Here is an 18,033-nt window from a genome sequence, read left to right as displayed (position 1 = left end):
CTCCGGAAGCCACCGCCCCGGGCGCGCCCGCACCGCCAGCTGCCGTTCCGCTGCGCCGCTCCGGGCACTCGCGGTCAGGCGTCAGTGCATGCGCGTCAGAGGCCGGCGGCCTTCTTCGCCTTCTTGATGTCGGCGGCGAAACGGCGCTTCTGGGCGGGGGTCGGGCCGATCTGCGGCGGATGCCCGAGCCGGGCCTCGACCTTGGCCCAGTAGTCGGCCAGCGCCTCGCCGGTCAACCGCACTCCCTGCTGGTCTTCCCCGAGGGGGCCGCCGATCGAGGCGTCGACGAGTTAACCGCCGGATCTGGCGACCAGCGCGTCCTCCCGCGGCCGCCGGCAGAGGTTGACGGTGGGTGAGCGCCAGACCAACGGCCGGTACGCTCCGCACATGCGCACTGAGCGTGTCACGGTGAGTCTCCCGGCCGAGCTGGTCGACGAGGCTCGGAACGCCGTGCGGCGCGGGGCGGCCAGAAGCATCTCCGCGTACGTCGCCGACGCCGTCTCCGCCCGCCAGCTCCGTGACCGGTCCCTCGCCACCCTCGCCGACCTCTACGGCGGCCCGCCCCCGCCCGCCGAGCTGGCCGAGGCGCGCCGGACGCTGCGCCTGGTACCTCCCGCGGCCGCGGTCTGATGGGTCCCGAGCCTGGGGACGCCGCGATGACGGCCGCCCGCGCAGCCCGGCCCCGCCCGGCCACGAACGCCCGTGCGGGCGCCGCCTGATGACCACCCGGCACCCGGGCGGCGCCCCGGCGGGCGCCGCATGATCGGCGGACGCGTCCTCGACGCCACCGCGCTGGCCGCCTTCGCCATCGGCCGGCCGGTCTACGTGCGTGCCCTGGTCTGGGCCGCGGTCGAGGAGAACATCGTGCTGGCCGTCCCGAGCGCCGCGCTCGGCCGGGCGTGGGCCCTGCTCGAACCCGAGCACCACCCGGCCCTGCAGGTGCTGCTGGACCTGCCCAACACCGTGATCGACGAGCTCGGCCCGGCCTCCGCGCTGGAGTCCGGGCTGCTGCTGGCCGCGTCCGGGCAGGACGACATCGTCGCCGGTCAGGTGGCCGCCAGCGCCCGTCGCCGGGGCTGGCCGGCGGTCACGGGCGAACCCGCCGCCCTGCGCAAGCTCGACACCACCGTGACGATCGAAGAGCTCCCCTGACCCACGAGCCACCCGCGGCCACCCGCGAGTCGCCCGATCCCACCCCGCGAGTCGCCCGAATCTCGCCCGCGAGTCGCCCGGTTCCACCCCGCGAGTCGCCTGCCGAGCGGGGCGCTACTCGGCCGTGAACCGGGCGCGCAAGCGCGCCAACGACTCCTCGTCCAGGCCGTTGGCCAGCAGCCACCCGGCCGCCCCGCCCGCGCCGTTCTCCCCGAACTCCGCGTCGAGGTGGTCGAGCACCGTGGTCATCACCTCGGCCCGCGGGAGGTGCCGGGAGATGTCGTCGGGCATCGGCTCACCCGACGCCGTGGTCCAGCGGCGGAACAACGCCTCCACCTGCTCGGCGGAGAGCGCGTAGTCGGCCACCACCGCATCACGCTCGACGCCGACCGCGTCGAGCACCAGCGCCACGAGCGTCCCGGTGCGGTCCTTGCCCGCCGCGCAGTGCACCAGCGTCGGCCCGGCGTCCGGTGCGGCCAGCAGCCGCACCGCGGCGACGACGTTCTCCCCACGGTCGGACAGGTAACCGAGGTAGTTGCGCACCATCGGGTCGGTGTCGTCGTCGGTCTCGGGAAGCGTCCGGCCACCGTCGGGGAGGAAGTCGAGCGCCACCGTCTCGACCCCCGCGCGGGCGACGGCGGTGGGCCCGTCGCGGTCGATCTCCCGGGGCGTGCGCAGGTCCAGCACCAGCTTCAGCCCGATCACGTCGATCAGATGGTCGACGTCGGCCGGGGTGCAGTAGTGCAGCGAGGCGCTGCGGAGCAGGATGCCCGGCCGCGTGCTGCCGCCGGAACGCAGCGGCAAGCCGCCGACGTCCCGGACGTTGTCGAGTCCCTCGAGGGTGAGCCAGCGCTCCACGGATGCAGACACGTCCTCAACCCTCGCTCATCGGATCGACATCCGCACCCATCTGCGCCTGACCGATAGGCGAAGTTCACGACCCCGCAGGGGCGAACGGCGCGGTGCTGAGCACGCGCCTGCTGATCTTCGCCACTATCGGGCCGTCGGCCTCGCTCGCGCTGCGTGCCTCGCGCCACCCGGCGTCGGCCTGGAACGCCGCCCACTTCGACGCCATGTCGTCGTAGGAGTCGAACTGCAGCACGTAGACCAGCTCGTTGTTGGAGTTCTCGCCGAGCTCGGTGACGGACAGGAAGACCACCTCCATGCCGTGCTTGCCGAAGTAGCCGAGCGTGTGGTCGTTGAAGCGCTTGACCAGCGCAGGCAGGCGTCCCGGGACGGTGGTGTACTCGCGGATCTCGTAGATCATCATACGATCATATGGGTAGAGCAGTCGGTGGGACGCCGGTCGGCGACCGCGTCACAGGGGCCGTTCGGCGAACACCCCGACCGAGCAGTCCCGGAGACGTCGTAGGCTGCGTCGAACGAGTGACCGCGGCCATGCAGCTCCCCGCAACTCAGGTCGATGGTCACGGAGAGTTGCGCCGACCCGAGGAACTCGATGACGGATCCCCGCACCAGCCTCATCCGCCAGCAGCTTGCCGATCTCGGCAGGCGCCACGCTGCCGAGGAGAGCCGTGGCGCCACCACGCCCCGCGCCACCCGCGTCCTGATCATCGGGAACTTCGGCAACGGCAACACCGGCGACGAGGCGATGCTCGCCCGCACCTTGCAGGAGCTCCCCGACGACACCGAGGTGCGCGTGGTGTCGCGCAACCCGCGGATGGTCGAGGCCCTGCACCGGGTCCCCGCGGTGGCGATGGAGGGCATCCCCTTCACGAAGGCGCTCAAGTGGTGCGACGGCATCGCGGTGGTGGGCGGCGGCCTCTTCGGCACCGGCGCGTCGTCCCTGGTCAAGGCGCTCCCGGCGATCGTCTGGGCCGCCACGGCCCGCGGCCGCGACATCGCCTACGTCGCGATCGGCGTCTACCCGGGCACCCCGGAGCGGGTGCTCGACCTGCTGCGCCGCTCGGTCCGCAAGCCCGGCCGCATCACCGTGCGCGACGAGGTGTCCGCAGCCACGCTGGGCAAGGCGATCGTGGCGCCGGTCGTGGGCGACCTCGCGATGGGGCTCACGCCCGCCCCCGACGCCGACGCCCGGCGCGCACTCGCGGCCGCCGGCGTCGACCCGGCGGTGCCGCTGCTGCTCGTCGCACCCAAGGCACTGCCCAACCCGATCCTCGTCGACTGCCTGCAGGACGCCGCCGAGACGCTCGCGCGCCGCTGGATCGAGCGGGGCGGCGCCGTCGCAGGGCTGGCCATCAGCACCCACGCCGACTACGGGCTCGGACTCGCCCGGCGCGACGAGGTGCTGATCCAGGAGCTCGGCGAGCGGCTCGGACGGCCGGTCCCGGTGCTCGGCCCGCAGCTGCCGCCGGCGCTGGCCAAGGCGGTGGTGAGTGAGGCCGACGCGCTGTTCGGCCTGCGCATCCACGCGCTGATCTTCGCCGTGTCCACCGGCGTGCCCTGCCTGGGCGTCGGCTGGGAGGAGCGCACCACCGCCTTCCTGGCCGAGCACGAGCAGTCGGCGATCAGCACCCGGCCGCCCGCCGAGGAGCTCCACGCCTGGGTCGACCGCTCCCTGCCCGCGCGCTGGTCCGCCCGCCCGCGGCTGCTCTCCTCGTAGCCCGCGCGCCCCGGCAGGGCTGCTCAGACACCCTCTGCCGGGGTGCGCCGCAGCATCGGTGGCAGCAGCCTCGCGCCGGGGCCGAACTCCGACACCTGGTCGCCGGGGTTGTAGAGGCGGCAGCGCTGCAGGGAGAGACACCCGCAGCCGATGCACGAGTCGAGTCCGTCCCGCAGTGCGACGAGCGCCTGGATCTGCTCGTCGAGACGCCCTCGCCACGACCGCGACAGCCGTGACCAGTCCGACTTGGTCGGGGTCCGGCCGTCCGGGAGCTGGTCGAGGCCTTGGCGCACCTCGTCCAGACCGACGCCGATGGTGCGCGCCGCCCGGATGAACGCGAGCCTGCGCAGCACCGAGCGTTCGTACCGCCGCTGACCACCGGAGGTGCGGGTGGTGCGCAGGAGCCCCTCCCGCTCGTAGTACCGCAGCGCCGACGGCGGAAAGCCGCTCCGGTGCGCCACCTCTCCGATGGTGAGCAGGTCGGTCGTCTCCATCCGCGTCCCCCTTGACCTGAAGCTGAATTCAGGTCGCACGGTAGTCGCATGACCGATATGACCGCCATCGTCACCGGTGCCGGGCAGGGGTTCGGGCTCGCCCTCACCGCCGCCCTCGCTGCTCGCGGCACCACCGTGTTCGCCTGCGCTCGCGACGGCGGGAGGCTGCGGGCCGCCACCGCGGGCCTGCCCGGCGTGGTCGCCCTGCCCGGCGACGTCACCGATCCGCGGTTCCGGAAGGAGCTCGTCAGCGCAGCCGGACGGCTGGACCTGCTCGTGCACAACGCCGGCGAGCTCGGCCCGTCCCCGCTGCCCGTACTCGGGCGCTACCCGCTCGACGCCCTGCGCGGAGTGCTCGAGACCACGGTGCTGGCCCCACTCGCGCTCACCCAGCTCGCACTGCCCCTGCTGCGCGCCTCGGCAACGGGCACCGTGATCACCCTCAGCTCCGACGCCGCCGTCGAGGCCTACCCGGGCTGGGGCGGTTACGGCTCCTCGAAGGCTGCGCTCGACCAGCTGGCCGCGGTGCTCGCCGTCGAGGAGCCCGCACTGCGGGTGTACGCCTTCGACCCGGGCGACATGCGCACGGCGATGCACCAGCGGGCCTTCCCGGGCGAGGACATCTCCGACCGCCCGGAGCCGGAGTCGGTCACCCCGGCGCTCCTGCGCCTGCTCGACAGGCGGCCGGAGAGCGGCCGGTACCGCGCTGCGGACCTCTCCGACGGTGCGCCGACGCCCGGTGCCGGTGCGACGGCCCAGCCGGCCGGGAGCACGACGTGAGGGCTGCCGCGGCCACGACGTTCACGGTGCCGGCCGAGCTCTCCGCCGCCGAGCCACCCGAGGTCCGGGGGGTGCCCAGGGACGGCGTGCGGCTCCTGGTGGCCCGGGGCCACGGGCCGCTGCGGCACACGACCTTCCGCAACCTGCCCTCGGCGCTGCGCCGTGGCGACCTCGTGGTCGTCAACACCTCCGACACCGAGCCCGCCGCCGTGGACGGGCACCGGCCGGACGCGCCGGCGGCCGACGCGCCACCCGTCACCCTGCACGTCTCCGGTCCCGCACCCGACGAGCTGTTCGTCGTCGAGCTGCGGACCCCGGACGGACGGCGGGTCCTCGACGGCCGCGCCGGCGAATCGATCCGGCTGCCCGGCGGCGTGGTGGCCACGCTGATGGCCGGGCACCCGGACCCCCGGGTGAGCACCGGGAGCAGGCTGTGGCGCGCCCGGATAGCGGTGGCAGGCGGGCTGCGGGCATGGCTGGCCGAGGTGGGCCGGCCGATCCGGTACTCCTACCTCCGGGGGGACTGGCCACTCGACGCGTACCGGACGGTCTTCGCCACCCCGGGCCCGGAGTTCGCCAGCGCCGAGATGCCCAGTGCCGCCCGCCCGTTCACCCCCGAGGTGCTGGCCGGTCTGCGCAGGCGCGGCGTCGGCGTCGCGGAGCTGGTGCTGCACACGGGGGTGTCGTCGCTCGAGGCCGGCGAGGTGCCGCTCCCCGAGCGCTACCGGGTACCCACCGCCACGGCCGACCTCGTGAACGCCACCAGAGCCGCCGGCGGGCGGGTGGTCGCGGTCGGCACCACGGTCACGCGAGCGCTGGAGACGGTGGCCGATCCGGGGGGTCTGGTGCGGCCGGGAGCCGGCTGGACCCACCTCGTGCTCGGCCCGGACCGTCCGGCGCGCGTGGTCGACGGGCTCGTGACGGGATGGCACGAGCCGACGGCGTCCCACCTGTTGCTTCTCGAGGCCGTGGCGGGGACGGCGCTCGTCGGGCGGGCGTACGCCGCTGCCGTCGACCGCGGCTACCTCTGGCACGAATTCGGCGACTCGTGCCTTCTTCTCCCGATCAGAACCGTTCACCGCGCGGAGTGAACGTTCATCGGATGCGGCAGATATTCATGCCTGAAGCCCTTTGGAGCCGAGCGGCAGGCGGGGTGCGGTGACCGGGCACCCCTCGCCTTGCTCGCCACCGACGCCCGCCAATACAGTCACGCCAGCGTCACGATCCGATCATGAGCGCAACCGAGCCGGGACTCCCCACCCGGCTCGCCGGACCCCCGACCGGTTGCTCGTGAACGGCTCGCTCCCCCGCGCTGAAAGGGCTCTCGTTGGCAGGACACCGCTCCCCCCGTGGTCGTCGCGCACAGTGGACTTTCGACCCCGCATCCGCGCGACACAAGACGGCTTCGGCGCCGGCGCACTCCGGACCGGCACTCCGCACGACCGTTCTCGCCACAGCTGCCGCCGTCGGCGCGGTGGCCACCGGCACGTTCACCGCTCTCGTCCCCAACCCCGGCGGCAGCACCCCGACCGCCGCCGCCGACGAGCTCGATACCGAGCTCGCGGCGAGCAGCTCGCCGCTCTACTCCGGTGCCGCCGCCACCCTGCTCCCGGTGAGCTACACGACCGAGACGACCGACGGCCAGGACGAGCAGCTGGCCCGGCTCGACAAGGCGGCCTCCCTGGCCGCGGAGCTGGCCGAGCTGCACGCCAAGCAGGCGCGTGAACAGGCCGAGAACGACCGGATCGACGCCCTGATCAAGCGCGGCGGTCTGGACGGCTGGATCGCCGAGGCCCTGCAGATCATGGATCTGCCGCAGTCCTACGCCTCCGGACTCAAGAAGATCATCATGTCCGAGTCCGGCGGCAACCCCCGCGCGATCAACACCTGGGACAGCAACGCCCGCCGGGGCACCCCGTCGCAGGGCCTCATGCAGACGATCCCGTCCACCTTCCGCGCCTACGTGCACCCCTCGCTGGCCGGCCGGTCCATCACCGACCCGGTCGCCAACATCACCGCGGGCGTGCGGTACATGATCGCGCAGTACGGGGTCTCCACCCTCAAGGCCGGCGGCCGCAGCAACAGCTCCGGCGACTACGTCGGCTACTGAGCAGACCCACCACGGCCGGCGCCGGTCTCACGAGATTCGGCGCCGGGCCGACGAGCGGCTCAGCCGGGCGTGACCGGCCGGGCTCGCCGGTCGTCCACCGCAACGACGTCCCCGGCCCGCAGCTGTGCGCCCCTTCGCGTCTCCACCCGGCCGTTCACCAGCACCTCCTCGGCCTCCAGCAGCGCCTTGGCGTGCCCGCCGTCCTCGGCGAGACCGGCGAGCTTGAGGAACTGGCCGAGCCGGATGGGGTCCTCGGCGATCGGGACATCGAGAATCGGTGATCTCGGCACCCGCACATCATGACGCATGCCCGTTCCGGTCCCGTCAGCCGCGAACGTGCACCCGTTCATGATCGGGAACGACCAGGTGCACCGTGATCATGGAAGCCGGAAGTAGGCCCGGACGGTCGTGCCGTCGACCGCGGTGTGGAGGCGGACGAGATCAGCGAGCTGGTTGACCACGAACAGCCCCCGCCCGCGGCGCTGCAGCGGGTCGGGCCGGCGCCTGCCGACGAGGGGGTCGAGCAACTGCCCCGAGTCGCGGACCTCGACGACGAGAAGCGCATCCTCGGTCCAGATGCGGAGCGCTCCCGTGCCGCCGGCGTGCTCGACGCTGTTGGTGACCAGTTCGTTGGCCACCATCTCGACGTCGGCGACGCGGTCCTCGTCGAGACCGGCGTCGATGGCCGCCGCCTCGGCGAGACGCCGGGCCCGGGCCAGCACCGTGGCGTCGACCAGCAACGGCCGATGCTGCTCCGGCTCCGGGAACGGGCGGTTGAACTCGGCGAGCACGCGGTCGGCCGCGTAGGCCGCGCTGACCCGGGAGCCGCGGGCGTCCACCACCACCGGGTGCGTGGCCTCGGCGTCGGCCAGCACCTCGGCGGACAGACCCACGGCGTCGTACGGGCACAGGATGGTGGCGGGTCGGCCCGCGAACGCCAGGTTGATCAGGGCCTCGTGCTGCACACACGCCGGGTACTCCACGGCGCTGCGGCCTGCCCAGATCGGCTCGCCGATGATGCGGACGCGGGCAGCCCCGGCGTGCTCCTCCGCGAAGGCCAGCAGCACGCCCGGCAGGATCCGGCCGGGGTTGCGTCCGGCCTCGCCCATGTCCAGGAACTGCACCCGCTCCGCAGCGGAACCAAGCTCGCCGCGCAGCGGCTCCAGGCGAGCAGCAGGCACGGCGACGGCGACCGGCTCGCCCGCGGCCAAGCCGTCGTGGACGAACGGCAGGGTGCCGGCCAGGTACTCGTCGAGCCCGCGGTAGAACAGCGCCGGGTGACCGAACCGATCCTCCCGAGATGACACCGGTTCGATCGCGATCGTCGCACTCACGGTGCCGCCTCCAGCTGTGCCGCGCAATACGGGTGTCTCCGAACCGCAGGCACCCGAAGACCCGTCAGCCCCGGCATCAAGGTCTCCCCGACATTCTGCAGCATCCCGACCTCGGGGCAGACCAGGACCGATCCGACTCCCGGCTAGTGAAACGCGCCGCTGTAGGCGTTCAGTGCCGGCTGGCCGCCGAGGTGGACATAGAGGACGTCGGAGTCCTCGGGAATGTCACCCCGGCGGACGAGGTCGATGAGCCCGGCCATCGACTTCCCCTCGTACACGGGATCGATGATCATGCCTTCGAGCCGTCCGGTGAGCCGGATCGCGTCAAGTGTGGACGGCACAGGGATCCCGTACTCGGCGCCTGCCCAGCCCTCCAGCACGGTCATCTCGTCGTCGCGCAGGTCTCGTCCCAGGCCGAGGAGCTCGGCCGTGTGGCGGGCGATCTTCTCCACCTGGGCACTGGTCTCGGCGAGCTTGGCTGAGGCGTCGATGCCGAGGACGCGGCGGGGCCGGTCCTGACCTGCGAAGCCGGCGATCATCCCGGCCTGCGTGCTGCCGGTGACGCTGCAGACCACGATCGTGTCGAAGAAGACGCCGAGCTCGCGTTCCTGCTCCTGCACCTCGTAGGCCCAGTTGGCGAACCCGAGGCCACCGAGCGGGTGGTCGGACGCTCCGGCGGGGATCGCGTACGGGGTGCCTCCGGCCGCGCGGACGTCCTCCAGCGCCTGGTTCCAGCTGTCCTTGAACCCGATGCCGAATCCGGCCTGGACCAGGCGCACGTCGGCGCCCATGATGCGGGACAGCAGGATGTTGCCGACCTTGTCGTTGACCGCGTCCGGCCAGTCCACCCAGCTCTCCTGGACGAGCACGGCCTTGAGGCCGAGCCGGGCGGCGACGGCAGCCACCTGACGGGTGTGGTTGGACTGCACGCCACCGATGCTCACGAGGGTGTCCGCGCCCTTCGCCAGCGCGTCGGGGACCAGGTACTCCAGCTTCCGCGTCTTGTTGCCCCCGTACGCGAGCCCGCTGTTGCAGTCCTCCCGCTTGGCCCAGATCCGGGCCCCGCCGACGTGCGCGGTGAGCCGCTCCAGACGATGGACGGGGCTGGGGCCGAACAGCAGCGGGTACCGCTCGAAGTCGGCGATGTGCATGTGGCTCCTCGGGTGAGTGGTCGCGGTGGCGCCGGCGTGGTCAGCGCGGGGACGCGTCGGCTGCGTCGGCCGGGCGGTCGCCGTCGGGGGTCAGCGTGTCGAGCAGCGGCGCCAGCGTCTCCCAGTTGGCGCGGACGGCCGCGGCGGCGCCGTCGGCGTCCCCCGCTTCGCACAGCGCGATGATCCGATCGTGTTGCGCCACCGAGCTGCGCCCGCTCAGCGAGGAGAAACGCAGATGCTCCACGCGCCGCAGCAGCGGGGTGAACTGCTCGAGGACGCTGCGAATCGCACCGTTGGCACTGGCCGCGACCGGGACGCCGTGGAACTCGTCGTCGGCCACGACCGCCGCGTCGACATCGCCGCGTCGCAGCGCGTCCGCGAACCGGGCGTTGGCCGCGCGCATCGCGTCGAGCTCGACGGCGGACAGGTTCGGCAGCGCCTCCCGCACGGCGAGCTCGTGCATGGCGGCGGTCACCGACTGCGCGGACCGGGCCGCACGGACGTCCAGTGGGCTGACGATGGTGTACCGGCCGGGCTTGGTCTGCACCAGCCCCGCCTGCTCCAGCCGGGCCAACGCCTCCCGCACCGGGGTCCGGCTCACCCCCAGCCACTCCACCAGGTCGGCGTCGTTGAGCCGCTCGCCGGGCGCGAGCGTGCCGTCGACGATCGCGTCGCGGATGGCCCGGTACGCGTTCTCCCGGAGGAGGGATCGGGCGACGAGACCGTGGCTCTGCGGGACCGGCATGCGATATATTGCACGCGGCATGTTGATCGCTGTCAAGCGGGACTGCACGTCGGCGTGCTCTGCCACCGAGGGGTGGGCAGAGTACGTCGTCGGCCGCCGCTGCGACCCTGCTGTCGAGCACCATGATCGCCACGAGATCCCCCGATCCGCCCCGGCGAGGGCGAACAGCCGGATCTCGGCGTGATCTTGCGGTGTCGCGTCGCCCCTCGGACCGAACAACCTAAACCACGCAAATCATAATGAATTGAACTTTGCGTGCGAAAGTACCGGATAGGCATTATCAACTCGCCCCGATTGCTCAGCAAGCCGCCTTGTAACCTCCGCCCGTGGCTCTCGCAATCATCGGCGTCGTTCTTCTGGTGGGAGCGGCCGTTGCGGTCGGCTTCGCATTGCGCGGCAGGCGGCGCTGGCAGGCAATGCTGGGCACCGAGACGTCCACCGTGGCCGAACTGGCCGGTGAGCGGGCCACCGTGCACCAGCTCGGGGGCGGGGGGTTCAAGCGGATCGCCGAGGTGACCGGCGCAGCGGCGATCGGGCCCGTCGGCGAGTTGACGTCCGAGCTGGCCGGGCTGTCGTGCGTTTGGTTCCGGTACGAGGTCCAGCGCCGTTACTGGTACACCACCACCGATTCCGAGGGCCGCACCAGCCGCTCGGAGCGAAAGGAATCGGTGGCGAAACTGTCCAGCTCGCAGCCGTTCCGGCTGACGGACGAAACCGGAAGTGTGCTGATCGAGCCGGGCACTCTGGCGATCGACCACGCCGAGCGAGTGGTCGAGCGTTTCGAGCCGGCGGCCCAGGCCGCCAGCACCTTCAGTCTCTCGATCGGCGGTCTCACTTTCGGCAACCGCGGGAACGACACCATCGGTTACGAGTACGAGGAGTGGGTCGTCCGCCCCGGCACCCGGCTCTACGTACTGGGCGAGGCGAACGACCGCAACGGCGAGTTGACGGTCGGCAAGCCCGCCGACGGCGGCATGTTCGTCATCTCCACCCGCAGCGAGGCGGAGCTGCGCAGCTCCGCCCAGCGGACGCAACGGATCCTGATGTGGGTGGGGCTCGCCGCCGCGGTCGTGGGCATCGCACTGCTGGTGGTCGCCGCCGTGCGCTGACCCCGTCGGCCAGGACGACGGCGAGCCGGCTACTGGTCGGCGGGGTCCTGAACGATCTCGAGGCCGTTGCCGTCCTGGTCACGGAAGGTGAACATCGGTGGGACGCCGGGCCAGTTCAGGAGCTCACCGACCTCCACGCCGGCAGCGGTCAGGTCCGCGTGCAGAGCGGCCGCATCGCCGGTGGTGAACCGGACGCCGCTCTCGCCGCCACTGGGCAGGCCGTCGTTTGCCCGGACGAGCGCGAGGGATACCGCCGCCCCGGCCGGGGCGACCTCGATCCAGCGGGAGCCGAGCTGCGGAAGCGGCATGTCCATCCGCTTCTCGAACCCGAGCGTGCCGACGTAGAAGTCGACGGCCTTGTCCTGGTCGGTGACCGGAACGCCGATGGTGCGGATGCCGCTGATGCGGGAGGTGGACTCGGGCATGCATCGGTCCTGTTCCGTGAGGCGCCAGCTCGTGCTGTCGACATGAAGACCACGACGCCGGCCCGGAGTCATCGTGGAAGCCCGGCTCGGTCACCCGTCGGGGATCAGGACCGTCGACAGGATGCGCCGGGTTCTGCCCGGTGCGGACCGGTGGTCGGCGACGCTTGCGAGCAGCTTCTGGAACTGCACCATGAACTGCTCGAACTCCTCGTCGGAGAGCCAGATCGCGGCCTGCCGGAACGCGACACCGTCACGGGCCGGGTCGATGTGGTCGCGCTCGAGATAGCGGTCGAGGTCGCCGGCCAGCCCGGCGACGAAGACGGTGAACATCGTCCGCAGCCGGTCGGGGTCGACGGTGTCGTCACCGGGGTCACCGGCGGCGGTGTTGAGCTCGTAGGTGCGCTCGACCGTGCCCCGCACCTGCCGCGTCTCGGCCACCACCAGAACGCCGGCCTTCACCAGGACCGCGACGTGGCGGTAGAGCGTCGTCGTCGGCACGTCGGGTAGCAGTTCGGCGAGCTCGGCGGTCGTCAGCGAGCGGTTGATCAGCGCCTGCGTGATGCGCCACCGGACGGGGTGGTGCAGCAGATCCACGAGCGAGGGCTTGGACGGCATCAGCCTGGACCTTCATTTCCATTTCTGGTAATAATGCTGTCGTTGGTAACAACTTAGGTCAGGAGGCGGCATGGCGGCGGTTCAGGTCGACCAGCAGGCGGTGAACGTCACGCTGTCGAGGTGGGAGCGGCCGTTCGCCGGAGGGCGCACGCGGATCGTGGTCCCGCGGAGCGCGGTGCAAGCCAGTGAGCGGGTCGATCAGCCGACGCGCCGGGCCGCGACCCCGGGTGGGCGCGCCGGCCTCCTCATCACCGGAGTTCTCAAGCTGGGTCGCTGGGGCGTCGGCACCCGGACGAGCCGGTTCGTCAGCGTCCGCAGGTGGGTCCCGGCCCTGCGACTGACGGTCGACGACGCGACCGCCGAGCAGCTGGGCTACGACGAGCTCCTGATCAGCACCCATGACGTCGACCACATCACGGCCATTCTCGGGCCGCCGCGGTGACCGGGGCGGCCGTCGGTGCGACGGTGCGGCGGCGCCGGCTCCGCAGCGGGGTTGGCGTCACGGCGCTGGTGATCGTTGCGCTGCTGCTCGGATATCTGGTCGTGGTCGGAGTGCTGCGGTCGCGAACCCTGATGCTGCCCGCACCGACCGGTCCGCACCCGGTGGGACGCACCATCACCACCGTCGCCGCCGGCGGCGGAACCGAGGACGGGGCTCGCCGGGCAACCTGGGTCTGGTATCCGGCCGACTCCCGATCGGCCGACACCGCCCCACCCGCCGAGTACGTGCCGGATGGCTGGTTCGGCCCGGGCTCGTTGCCGCCCGCCGTCGGCCTCGGCTGGCTCCTGCAGGACGTCGACGCGGTCCGGTCGTGGGCACGTCGTGATGCCGCTCCCGCATCCGGTCGGCACCCCGTCGTCGTGCTCGCCCCCGGATACGAGAACGCGCCGTGGATGTACAGCACCCTGGGCGAGGAGCTCGCCAGCCGCGGCGTCGTCGTGGCGGTCCTCGTTCCGCCGACCACACCGGCGCGAGTCGTCGACGGGCACCCCCGCACGACTGCGGCCTCGTCCACGCCGCCGACCCCCGCCGAGATCGACCTGCTGCTCCAGCAGGAGGCCGCGGACATGGTGGCCCTGCACGACACCCTGGTCGCGGCAACCGACGGGACCCTTGCCGGGAGCCTCGACACGGACCGAACGGTGTTCGGCGGCCATTCCCTCGGCGGCGGCGCGGCCGTCCTGGCCTGCGAGCTCGCCCCCCGGTGCGCCGGATCGATCAACATGGACGGGCCGCAACCCGCCCTTCCCGCCGGCGCGCCGACGAGACCCGCGCTGCTCCTGGCCTCGGACCACAGCTGCGCCGCCGTCACACCCTGCACCGAACAGGGTCAGTCCCCCGGATACGTCGACTGGTTGAGCCGGCGACGGACGGCGGCGCCACCGAGCACGATCGCGACCATCACCGGAGCCGGGCACAACGCCTTCGGCGACCCGGTCCACTACTTCGTCGCCCCACCCCTCGGCGGGCTCTCCGGCACCGGCTCCATTGCCCCGCAGCGGATGCACGCCGTCCTGACCGCCGTCCTGCACTCCACTGTCAGCCAACTGCTCGGCGGCGACGCCGGGCAGGACGCACGCGAACTACCCGAGCTCGAACTCGTGCCCGCCGGCGGCTGAGAAACGACCGGCCCGTCCCGTTCGCTGGAAGCTCGAGCGAACGAGAGCCGGCAGCTCACGTCATGGGCTCGGTCGGCGCCGTGATGTCGAGCGCGATGCCCAGGTCGGTGTCCAGCTCCCGGCCTGGCTGTGGCAGGGCTGGACGGAGCCCAGGTGGGTGCGCAGTGCGGAAAGTGCGGGATGCGGGTTGTCACTGCGCCAGATCAGGGAGTGCGGGTAGACCGGTGCCGGATCGTGCACGGCGATGCGACGCAGGTCGTAGTCGGCGGGCCAGACGAGCCGGATCTCCTCGCTGACGAAGGTCGCCAGTGCCGAAGAGCCGGCGATCGCCTCCAGGAGGGCGTCGGTGCCGAAGTTGGGGCCGACAGGGTCGATGGTGAGCCCGAACTCGGCGGCGAGCTCGTCGTAGTAGGCGGCCCACTCCGACCCGGTGAGGATTCCGGGCATCCAGATCCTGTGCCCGGCGAGCTGGGCCGGTGTGACGGCGCGGGCGGCGGCGAGCTCGTGGGCCGGTCCGGTGAGGAGCTGGAGGGGTTCGTCGAAGACGCGGACGGCCTCGATGCCGGCGGGGAGCTTCCGCGTGGGCATGGTGACGGCGCGGAAGGACGCGTCGATCGTGCCGGATCGGACGGCGGCGATCGCCGCGTCGGCGTCGCGGAGGTGCGTCACGACGTCGAGCTCGGCCCTGTGATGGGAGCGGTGGAACTCGCGCAGCAGCCGTGCGGGCGCGCTCCGGGTGGTGATCACGTCGACGCGTAGCGCGCGGCCGCCGGGCCGGACGGAGGCGGCCGCCCTCTCCGCGGCGTGGAGGAGATCGCGGGCGTGCGGCAGGAACGCCTCCCCGTCAGCGGTGAGCCGGGCTCCCCGCGCGGTGCGGCGCAGCAGGCGCACACCGAGGTTCTTCTCGAGCGTCGCGATGCGCTTGGAGACGGCCTGCTGGGTGATCGCCAGCTCGTCGGCGGCCGGCTGGAACCGGCCGGCATCCGTCACGGCGACGAAGGTGCGCACGGCATCGAGATCCACGGCGCCCGACCGTAGTTGCACAACGTCTCGTTGTGGCTCGCCACCAGCGCAGTTGTTTGATCCGCCGCCCTGCCGATCGCTGTGATTGCGGTGGTCGACGAGAGCGAGGGGTGGTGCCGGAGATGGCAGGTACGCGGTCGTTGGGGCGGCAGTTCGGATGGCTCTGGGCGGCCTGTGCGACCAGCACGTTCGGCACGTGGCTCGCGTTCGACGCGATCCCGCTGATCGCGGTACTCGTGCTGCACGCCGGGGCGACCGAGGTGTCGGTGCTGGCGGCGGCGGGGCTGGCGGTCGGCGCGGCGGTGGCGGTGCCGCTCGCCCCGTGGGTGGAGTTGCGCCGCAAGCGGCCGGTGATGGTGGCGATGGACCTGATCCGGTTCGCGACGTTGCTGAGCATCCCCGTCGCGTACGCGCTCGGCCTGCTCACCTTCACCCAGCTCCTGGCCGTCGCGATCATCGTCGCGGGAGCCGACCTCACCTTCACCGCGGCCGGCGGCGCATTCCTGAAGGCGCTCGTGCGCCCGGAGGACCTGCTCGTCGCCAACGGGCGGTTCGAGTCCACGACCTGGACCGCCGCCATGCTCGGACCGCCGCTCGGCGGGGCCGCGATCGGGCTGTTCGGCCCGGTGGCGACCGTCGTGGCCAACGCCGTCAGCTACCTGCTCTCCGCGGGAGGGCTGGCGGCGATCGGAACGGGCGGGAGGGAGCCGCACCCCGCGCGAGCCGATGCGCCGAGGCTTCGAGCAGGCCAGCTGCTCGACGGGTGGCGGTTCATCCTGACCCACCCGACACTGCGCCTGCTGTTCGTCAACTCGCTCATGGTCAACGGCCTCATCATGGCGACCTCACCGCTGCTCATCGTCCTCATGCTCGGCCCCCTCGGCTTCGCACCCTGGCAGTACGGCCTCGCGTTCGCAGCGCCGTGCATCGGCGGCCTCATCGGCTCCCGGCTGGCCCGCCGGCTCGTCGCCCGGTACGGACAACACACGATCATGCTCACCGCCGGGACACTGCGCGTGTGCTGGTTGCTCGGGCTGGCCTTCGTCGGTCCCGGCGCTGCCGGGTTGGTGCTGGTCATGGCCGTCGAGCTCGGCCTGATCACCTGCATGGGCGTGTTCAACCCGGTGCTCGCCACCTACCGGCTCACCCAGATCCCGACGGACCGGGTGACCCGCACCCTGTCCGCGTGGTCGGTGACCAGCAAGATGGCCATCGCGGCCCTCACCGCGCTGTGGGGCCTGCTCGCCGGAGTCACCGGCCCCCGCGCCGCGATCGTGATCGCCGGCCTCCTCATCCTGACCACCCCGCTCCTGCTCCCCCGCCACGACCGGCCACAGCAGCAGGAGCGGGAGCCGTCCCGGAGCCACTGACCCTCCCGGGGATCGCCGGCCGTCGAGAGAGGCGGCCGAGGTAGCCGGAGACCTCCGCGACGCCGGCTGTCGTGGTCGTCAGTGCGATGTGATGGTCCGGCCGGACCAGGACGAGGGTGTCGTCGTCCGCGTCGAAGGCCCGCTTCACCTGCTCGGCGTCGTCCAGGCCACCAGGACCGGCGCTGAGGAGATGGCTCTCCACGAGTTCCGCGTGTGCCGCGGTGAGTTCACGGAGGTGAGGTCCGGCTTCGGGGGCGAAGCCGAGGAGAGCGAACCGTCCACCGGGGAGGAGGTCGAACAGTCGCCGCGGCGTGTGCTCAGGGCTGCCGCGCAGCGGGACGTTCGGTGCACGGTCACCGGCCCTCGTCGTTCTCTCGCCCGGAGCGTGATCCTCGGCGAGGACGCCCCAGCGGTAGTTGATCCCCAGCCCGCTGCCTTCCGGAACGGCGACGGCGTCCATACCTTCGCCGCGGATCCGGATGTCGTCGAGGACCACGCGGAGGCGCTCACTGGTGAGGTCGAGCGTCCACGCCGCGATCGGCATCCGCTCCTCCTCGTAGGTGTCGAGCAGCGCGGGACCGGCGTGGCCGGTCGCCACGAGCCCGAGCTTCCACCCGAGGTTCCACGCGTCCTGGATCCCGGTGTTCATGCCGAGTCCGCCGGCGATGGGATGGACGTGGGCGGCATCGCCCGCAAGGAAGACCCGCCCGACGCGGTAGCGGTCGACCATGCGGACGTTGACCGTCCAGGTCGACTTCCAGGTGAGATCGCGCAGCCGCACACCGGGGAGGCGGGCGTACCGGTCGAACAGCCGCTGAAAGCTCTCCAGCGAGGGCGGCAGGACCTCCCCCGCGGCATCCCGCTCCGGGCTGGCCTGGAGCTGCCAGGAGTCCGTCCCGCGGAACGGGGACAGCAGGATCGCCCCGTCCTCGGCGAACCACTGGTGCCACGCCTCATCGACCAGGCCGTCGACCACCACGTCCCCGCAGACCATCGCCTGCTCCGGCGCGGTCTCCCCCTCGAAGGCCACCCCGAGCAGCTTCCGGACCGGGCTGCGGCCGCCGTCGCACCCCACGAGGTAGCCCGCTTCGATCCGCCCGCCGTCGGCAAGGGTGACGTGCACGCCCGCATCGTCCTGCGTGAAGTCCGTCAGCTCTGTCGCCAGCTCGACCTGCACGCCCCAGGTGGCGAGCCGGTCGCGGAGCACCTGCTCGGTCCGCCATTGCGGCACGAACAGCATGCGGTCCTCGAAGGGGTCGGTCTCCTCGACCAGCTCGCCCTGGAAGTACTTGCGGAACCTGAGATGGGTGATCCCGGAGGCACGGACCTGGTCTGCGACACCGAGGTCGCCCAACACCTCCAGGCTGCGGGCGTTGAGCGTCTTGCCCCGGGACCCCGTCTGGAACGCGGGCGACTTCTCGATGATCCGGACCTCGACGCCGCGACGCGCCAGGTCACAGGCGAGGGTCAGTCCTGTGGGGCCGGCACCCACGATCAACACGGTGGTCATGTCTCGGCCTC

The 18,033-nt window shown here is 72.2% G+C and carries 22 protein-coding genes; 10 read left to right on the top strand and 12 right to left on the bottom strand.

What is annotated here, in order from left to right; genetic code table 11:
* Nucleotides 1-95: 95 nt before the first annotated feature.
* A complete protein-coding gene (locus HF577_RS18340) occupies nt 96-242 on the bottom strand; it encodes a hypothetical protein (protein WP_169397104.1) in 147 nt (48 codons plus the stop codon).
* A 145-nt stretch (nt 243-387) separates the two neighbouring features.
* Between HF577_RS18340 and HF577_RS18335 the strand changes: the two genes are divergently transcribed.
* On the top strand, nt 388-630 hold the full coding sequence (locus tag HF577_RS18335; RefSeq protein WP_169397103.1) for a ribbon-helix-helix domain-containing protein: 243 nt from the start codon (nt 388-390) through the stop codon (nt 628-630).
* A gap of 129 nt (nt 631-759) precedes the next feature.
* Nucleotides 760-1,152: a hypothetical protein gene (locus HF577_RS18330; RefSeq protein WP_169397102.1), complete on the top strand. Its 393-nt coding sequence runs from the start codon at nt 760-762 to the stop codon at nt 1,150-1,152.
* A gap of 114 nt (nt 1,153-1,266) precedes the next feature.
* Here the strand turns inward: HF577_RS18330 and HF577_RS18325 are convergent, their stop codons facing one another.
* Nucleotides 1,267-2,022, bottom strand: a complete 756-nt coding sequence (locus tag HF577_RS18325) for a tyrosine-protein phosphatase (RefSeq protein WP_169397101.1) — start codon at nt 2,020-2,022, stop codon at nt 1,267-1,269.
* 64 nt (nt 2,023-2,086) lie between these two features.
* Nucleotides 2,087-2,419 carry an NIPSNAP family protein gene (locus HF577_RS18320; protein WP_169397100.1) on the bottom strand — a complete coding sequence of 111 codons (333 nt, stop codon included), beginning with the start codon at nt 2,417-2,419 and terminating at the stop codon, nt 2,087-2,089.
* 192 nt (nt 2,420-2,611) lie between these two features.
* Between HF577_RS18320 and HF577_RS18315 the strand changes: the two genes are divergently transcribed.
* Nucleotides 2,612-3,736, top strand: a complete 1,125-nt coding sequence (locus tag HF577_RS18315) for a polysaccharide pyruvyl transferase family protein (protein ID WP_169397099.1) — start codon at nt 2,612-2,614, stop codon at nt 3,734-3,736.
* Nucleotides 3,737-3,759: 23 nt separating this feature from the next.
* Here HF577_RS18315 and soxR read toward each other — a convergent pair whose 3' ends face one another.
* Nucleotides 3,760-4,230 (bottom strand): redox-sensitive transcriptional activator SoxR, encoded by a 471-nt coding sequence (gene soxR / locus HF577_RS18310; protein WP_169397098.1) that lies wholly within the window; start codon nt 4,228-4,230, stop codon nt 3,760-3,762.
* A gap of 48 nt (nt 4,231-4,278) precedes the next feature.
* Between soxR and HF577_RS18305 the strand changes: the two genes are divergently transcribed.
* The 3 genes from HF577_RS18305 to HF577_RS39765 all read left to right on the top strand — a co-directional run bounded on the left by HF577_RS18305 (nt 4,279) and on the right by HF577_RS39765 (nt 7,120).
* Entirely contained in the window at nt 4,279-5,010 is a 732-nt protein-coding gene (locus HF577_RS18305) for an SDR family NAD(P)-dependent oxidoreductase (protein WP_169397097.1), read from the top strand.
* Nucleotides 5,007-6,101, top strand: coding sequence for an S-adenosylmethionine:tRNA ribosyltransferase-isomerase (locus HF577_RS18300; protein ID WP_169397096.1), 1,095 nt, complete (start codon nt 5,007-5,009; stop codon nt 6,099-6,101). The genes HF577_RS18305 and HF577_RS18300 overlap by 4 nt, the downstream gene beginning before the upstream one ends.
* Before the next feature lie 383 nt (nt 6,102-6,484).
* Nucleotides 6,485-7,120, top strand: a complete 636-nt coding sequence (locus HF577_RS39765) for a transglycosylase SLT domain-containing protein (RefSeq protein ID WP_211174460.1) — start codon at nt 6,485-6,487, stop codon at nt 7,118-7,120.
* Nucleotides 7,121-7,179: 59 nt separating this feature from the next.
* Here HF577_RS39765 and HF577_RS18290 read toward each other — a convergent pair whose 3' ends face one another.
* The 4 genes from HF577_RS18290 to HF577_RS18275 form a co-directional block, all read right to left on the bottom strand.
* Nucleotides 7,180-7,410 carry an RNA-binding S4 domain-containing protein gene (locus tag HF577_RS18290; RefSeq protein ID WP_312859216.1) on the bottom strand — a complete coding sequence of 77 codons (231 nt, stop codon included), beginning with the start codon at nt 7,408-7,410 and terminating at the stop codon, nt 7,180-7,182.
* 87 nt (nt 7,411-7,497) lie between these two features.
* Nucleotides 7,498-8,454, bottom strand: coding sequence for an anti-sigma factor RsbA family regulatory protein (locus HF577_RS18285; protein WP_312859215.1), 957 nt, complete (start codon nt 8,452-8,454; stop codon nt 7,498-7,500).
* A gap of 143 nt (nt 8,455-8,597) precedes the next feature.
* A complete protein-coding gene (locus tag HF577_RS18280; RefSeq protein ID WP_169397094.1) occupies nt 8,598-9,605 on the bottom strand; it encodes a 1-aminocyclopropane-1-carboxylate deaminase in 1,008 nt (335 codons plus the stop codon).
* A gap of 40 nt (nt 9,606-9,645) precedes the next feature.
* Nucleotides 9,646-10,350, bottom strand: a complete 705-nt coding sequence (locus tag HF577_RS18275; protein ID WP_169397093.1) for a GntR family transcriptional regulator — start codon at nt 10,348-10,350, stop codon at nt 9,646-9,648.
* A 326-nt stretch (nt 10,351-10,676) separates the two neighbouring features.
* Between HF577_RS18275 and HF577_RS18270 the strand changes: the two genes are divergently transcribed.
* Nucleotides 10,677-11,459, top strand: coding sequence for an E3 ubiquitin ligase family protein (locus HF577_RS18270; RefSeq protein ID WP_169397092.1), 783 nt, complete (start codon nt 10,677-10,679; stop codon nt 11,457-11,459).
* A gap of 29 nt (nt 11,460-11,488) precedes the next feature.
* Here HF577_RS18270 and HF577_RS18265 read toward each other — a convergent pair whose 3' ends face one another.
* Both HF577_RS18265 and HF577_RS18260 read right to left on the bottom strand, forming a co-directional pair.
* Nucleotides 11,489-11,884, bottom strand: coding sequence for a VOC family protein (locus tag HF577_RS18265; RefSeq protein ID WP_169397091.1), 396 nt, complete (start codon nt 11,882-11,884; stop codon nt 11,489-11,491).
* A 90-nt stretch (nt 11,885-11,974) separates the two neighbouring features.
* Nucleotides 11,975-12,499: a helix-turn-helix domain-containing protein gene (locus HF577_RS18260; protein ID WP_169397090.1), complete on the bottom strand. Its 525-nt coding sequence runs from the start codon at nt 12,497-12,499 to the stop codon at nt 11,975-11,977.
* Between the two features lie 70 nt (nt 12,500-12,569).
* Between HF577_RS18260 and HF577_RS18255 the strand changes: the two genes are divergently transcribed.
* Both HF577_RS18255 and HF577_RS18250 read left to right on the top strand, forming a co-directional pair.
* Complete coding sequence (locus HF577_RS18255; protein ID WP_169397089.1) at nt 12,570-12,941, top strand: hypothetical protein; 372 nt, start codon at nt 12,570-12,572, stop codon at nt 12,939-12,941.
* A complete protein-coding gene (locus tag HF577_RS18250; protein WP_169397088.1) occupies nt 12,938-14,119 on the top strand; it encodes an alpha/beta hydrolase in 1,182 nt (393 codons plus the stop codon). The genes HF577_RS18255 and HF577_RS18250 overlap by 4 nt, the downstream gene beginning before the upstream one ends.
* A 60-nt stretch (nt 14,120-14,179) precedes the next feature.
* On the opposite strand, the gene HF577_RS18245 is transcribed toward HF577_RS18250, so the two are convergent.
* On the bottom strand, nt 14,180-15,142 hold the full coding sequence (locus HF577_RS18245; protein WP_169397087.1) for a LysR family transcriptional regulator: 963 nt from the start codon (nt 15,140-15,142) through the stop codon (nt 14,180-14,182).
* A 122-nt stretch (nt 15,143-15,264) separates the two neighbouring features.
* Between HF577_RS18245 and HF577_RS18240 the strand changes: the two genes are divergently transcribed.
* Entirely contained in the window at nt 15,265-16,512 is a 1,248-nt protein-coding gene (locus tag HF577_RS18240) for an MFS transporter (RefSeq protein WP_169397086.1), read from the top strand.
* Here HF577_RS18240 and HF577_RS18235 read toward each other — a convergent pair.
* Entirely contained in the window at nt 16,433-18,022 is a 1,590-nt protein-coding gene (locus tag HF577_RS18235; protein WP_169397085.1) for an FAD-dependent monooxygenase, read from the bottom strand. The two genes, HF577_RS18240 and HF577_RS18235, sit on opposite strands and share 80 nt — an antisense overlap.
* Between the last annotated feature and the right edge of the window lie 11 nt (nt 18,023-18,033).

The sequence above is a fragment of the Pseudonocardia xinjiangensis genome (assembly GCF_012911925.1).
Classification (GTDB): Bacteria; Actinomycetota; Actinomycetes; order Mycobacteriales; family Pseudonocardiaceae; genus Pseudonocardia; species Pseudonocardia xinjiangensis.
The sequence above is the reverse complement of the archived record's forward strand: the minus strand, read 5'-3'. Positions and strand labels throughout refer to the sequence as shown.

Excerpts from the sequence above, each read along its gene's own strand:
- HF577_RS18275 (WP_169397093.1), bottom strand. The coding sequence starts at position 10,350 with ATGCCGGTCCCGCAGAGCCACGGTCTCGTCGCCCGATCCCTCCTCCGG.
- HF577_RS18255 (WP_169397089.1), top strand. The coding sequence starts at position 12,570 with ATGGCGGCGGTTCAGGTCGACCAGCAGGCGGTGAACGTCACGCTGTCG.
- HF577_RS18235 (WP_169397085.1), bottom strand. The coding sequence starts at position 18,022 with ATGACCACCGTGTTGATCGTGGGTGCCGGCCCCACAGGACTGACCCTC.
- HF577_RS18305 (WP_169397097.1), top strand. The coding sequence starts at position 4,279 with ATGACCGATATGACCGCCATCGTCACCGGTGCCGGGCAGGGGTTCGGG.
- HF577_RS18315 (WP_169397099.1), top strand. The coding sequence starts at position 2,612 with ATGACGGATCCCCGCACCAGCCTCATCCGCCAGCAGCTTGCCGATCTC.
- HF577_RS18260 (WP_169397090.1), bottom strand. The coding sequence starts at position 12,499 with ATGCCGTCCAAGCCCTCGCTCGTGGATCTGCTGCACCACCCCGTCCGG.
- HF577_RS18330 (WP_169397102.1), top strand. The coding sequence starts at position 760 with ATGATCGGCGGACGCGTCCTCGACGCCACCGCGCTGGCCGCCTTCGCC.
- HF577_RS18280 (WP_169397094.1), bottom strand. The coding sequence starts at position 9,605 with ATGCACATCGCCGACTTCGAGCGGTACCCGCTGCTGTTCGGCCCCAGC.
- HF577_RS18265 (WP_169397091.1), bottom strand. The coding sequence starts at position 11,884 with ATGCCCGAGTCCACCTCCCGCATCAGCGGCATCCGCACCATCGGCGTT.
- HF577_RS18320 (WP_169397100.1), bottom strand. The coding sequence starts at position 2,419 with ATGATCTACGAGATCCGCGAGTACACCACCGTCCCGGGACGCCTGCCT.
- soxR (WP_169397098.1), bottom strand. The coding sequence starts at position 4,230 with ATGGAGACGACCGACCTGCTCACCATCGGAGAGGTGGCGCACCGGAGC.
- HF577_RS18335 (WP_169397103.1), top strand. The coding sequence starts at position 388 with ATGCGCACTGAGCGTGTCACGGTGAGTCTCCCGGCCGAGCTGGTCGAC.
- HF577_RS18240 (WP_169397086.1), top strand. The coding sequence starts at position 15,265 with ATGGCAGGTACGCGGTCGTTGGGGCGGCAGTTCGGATGGCTCTGGGCG.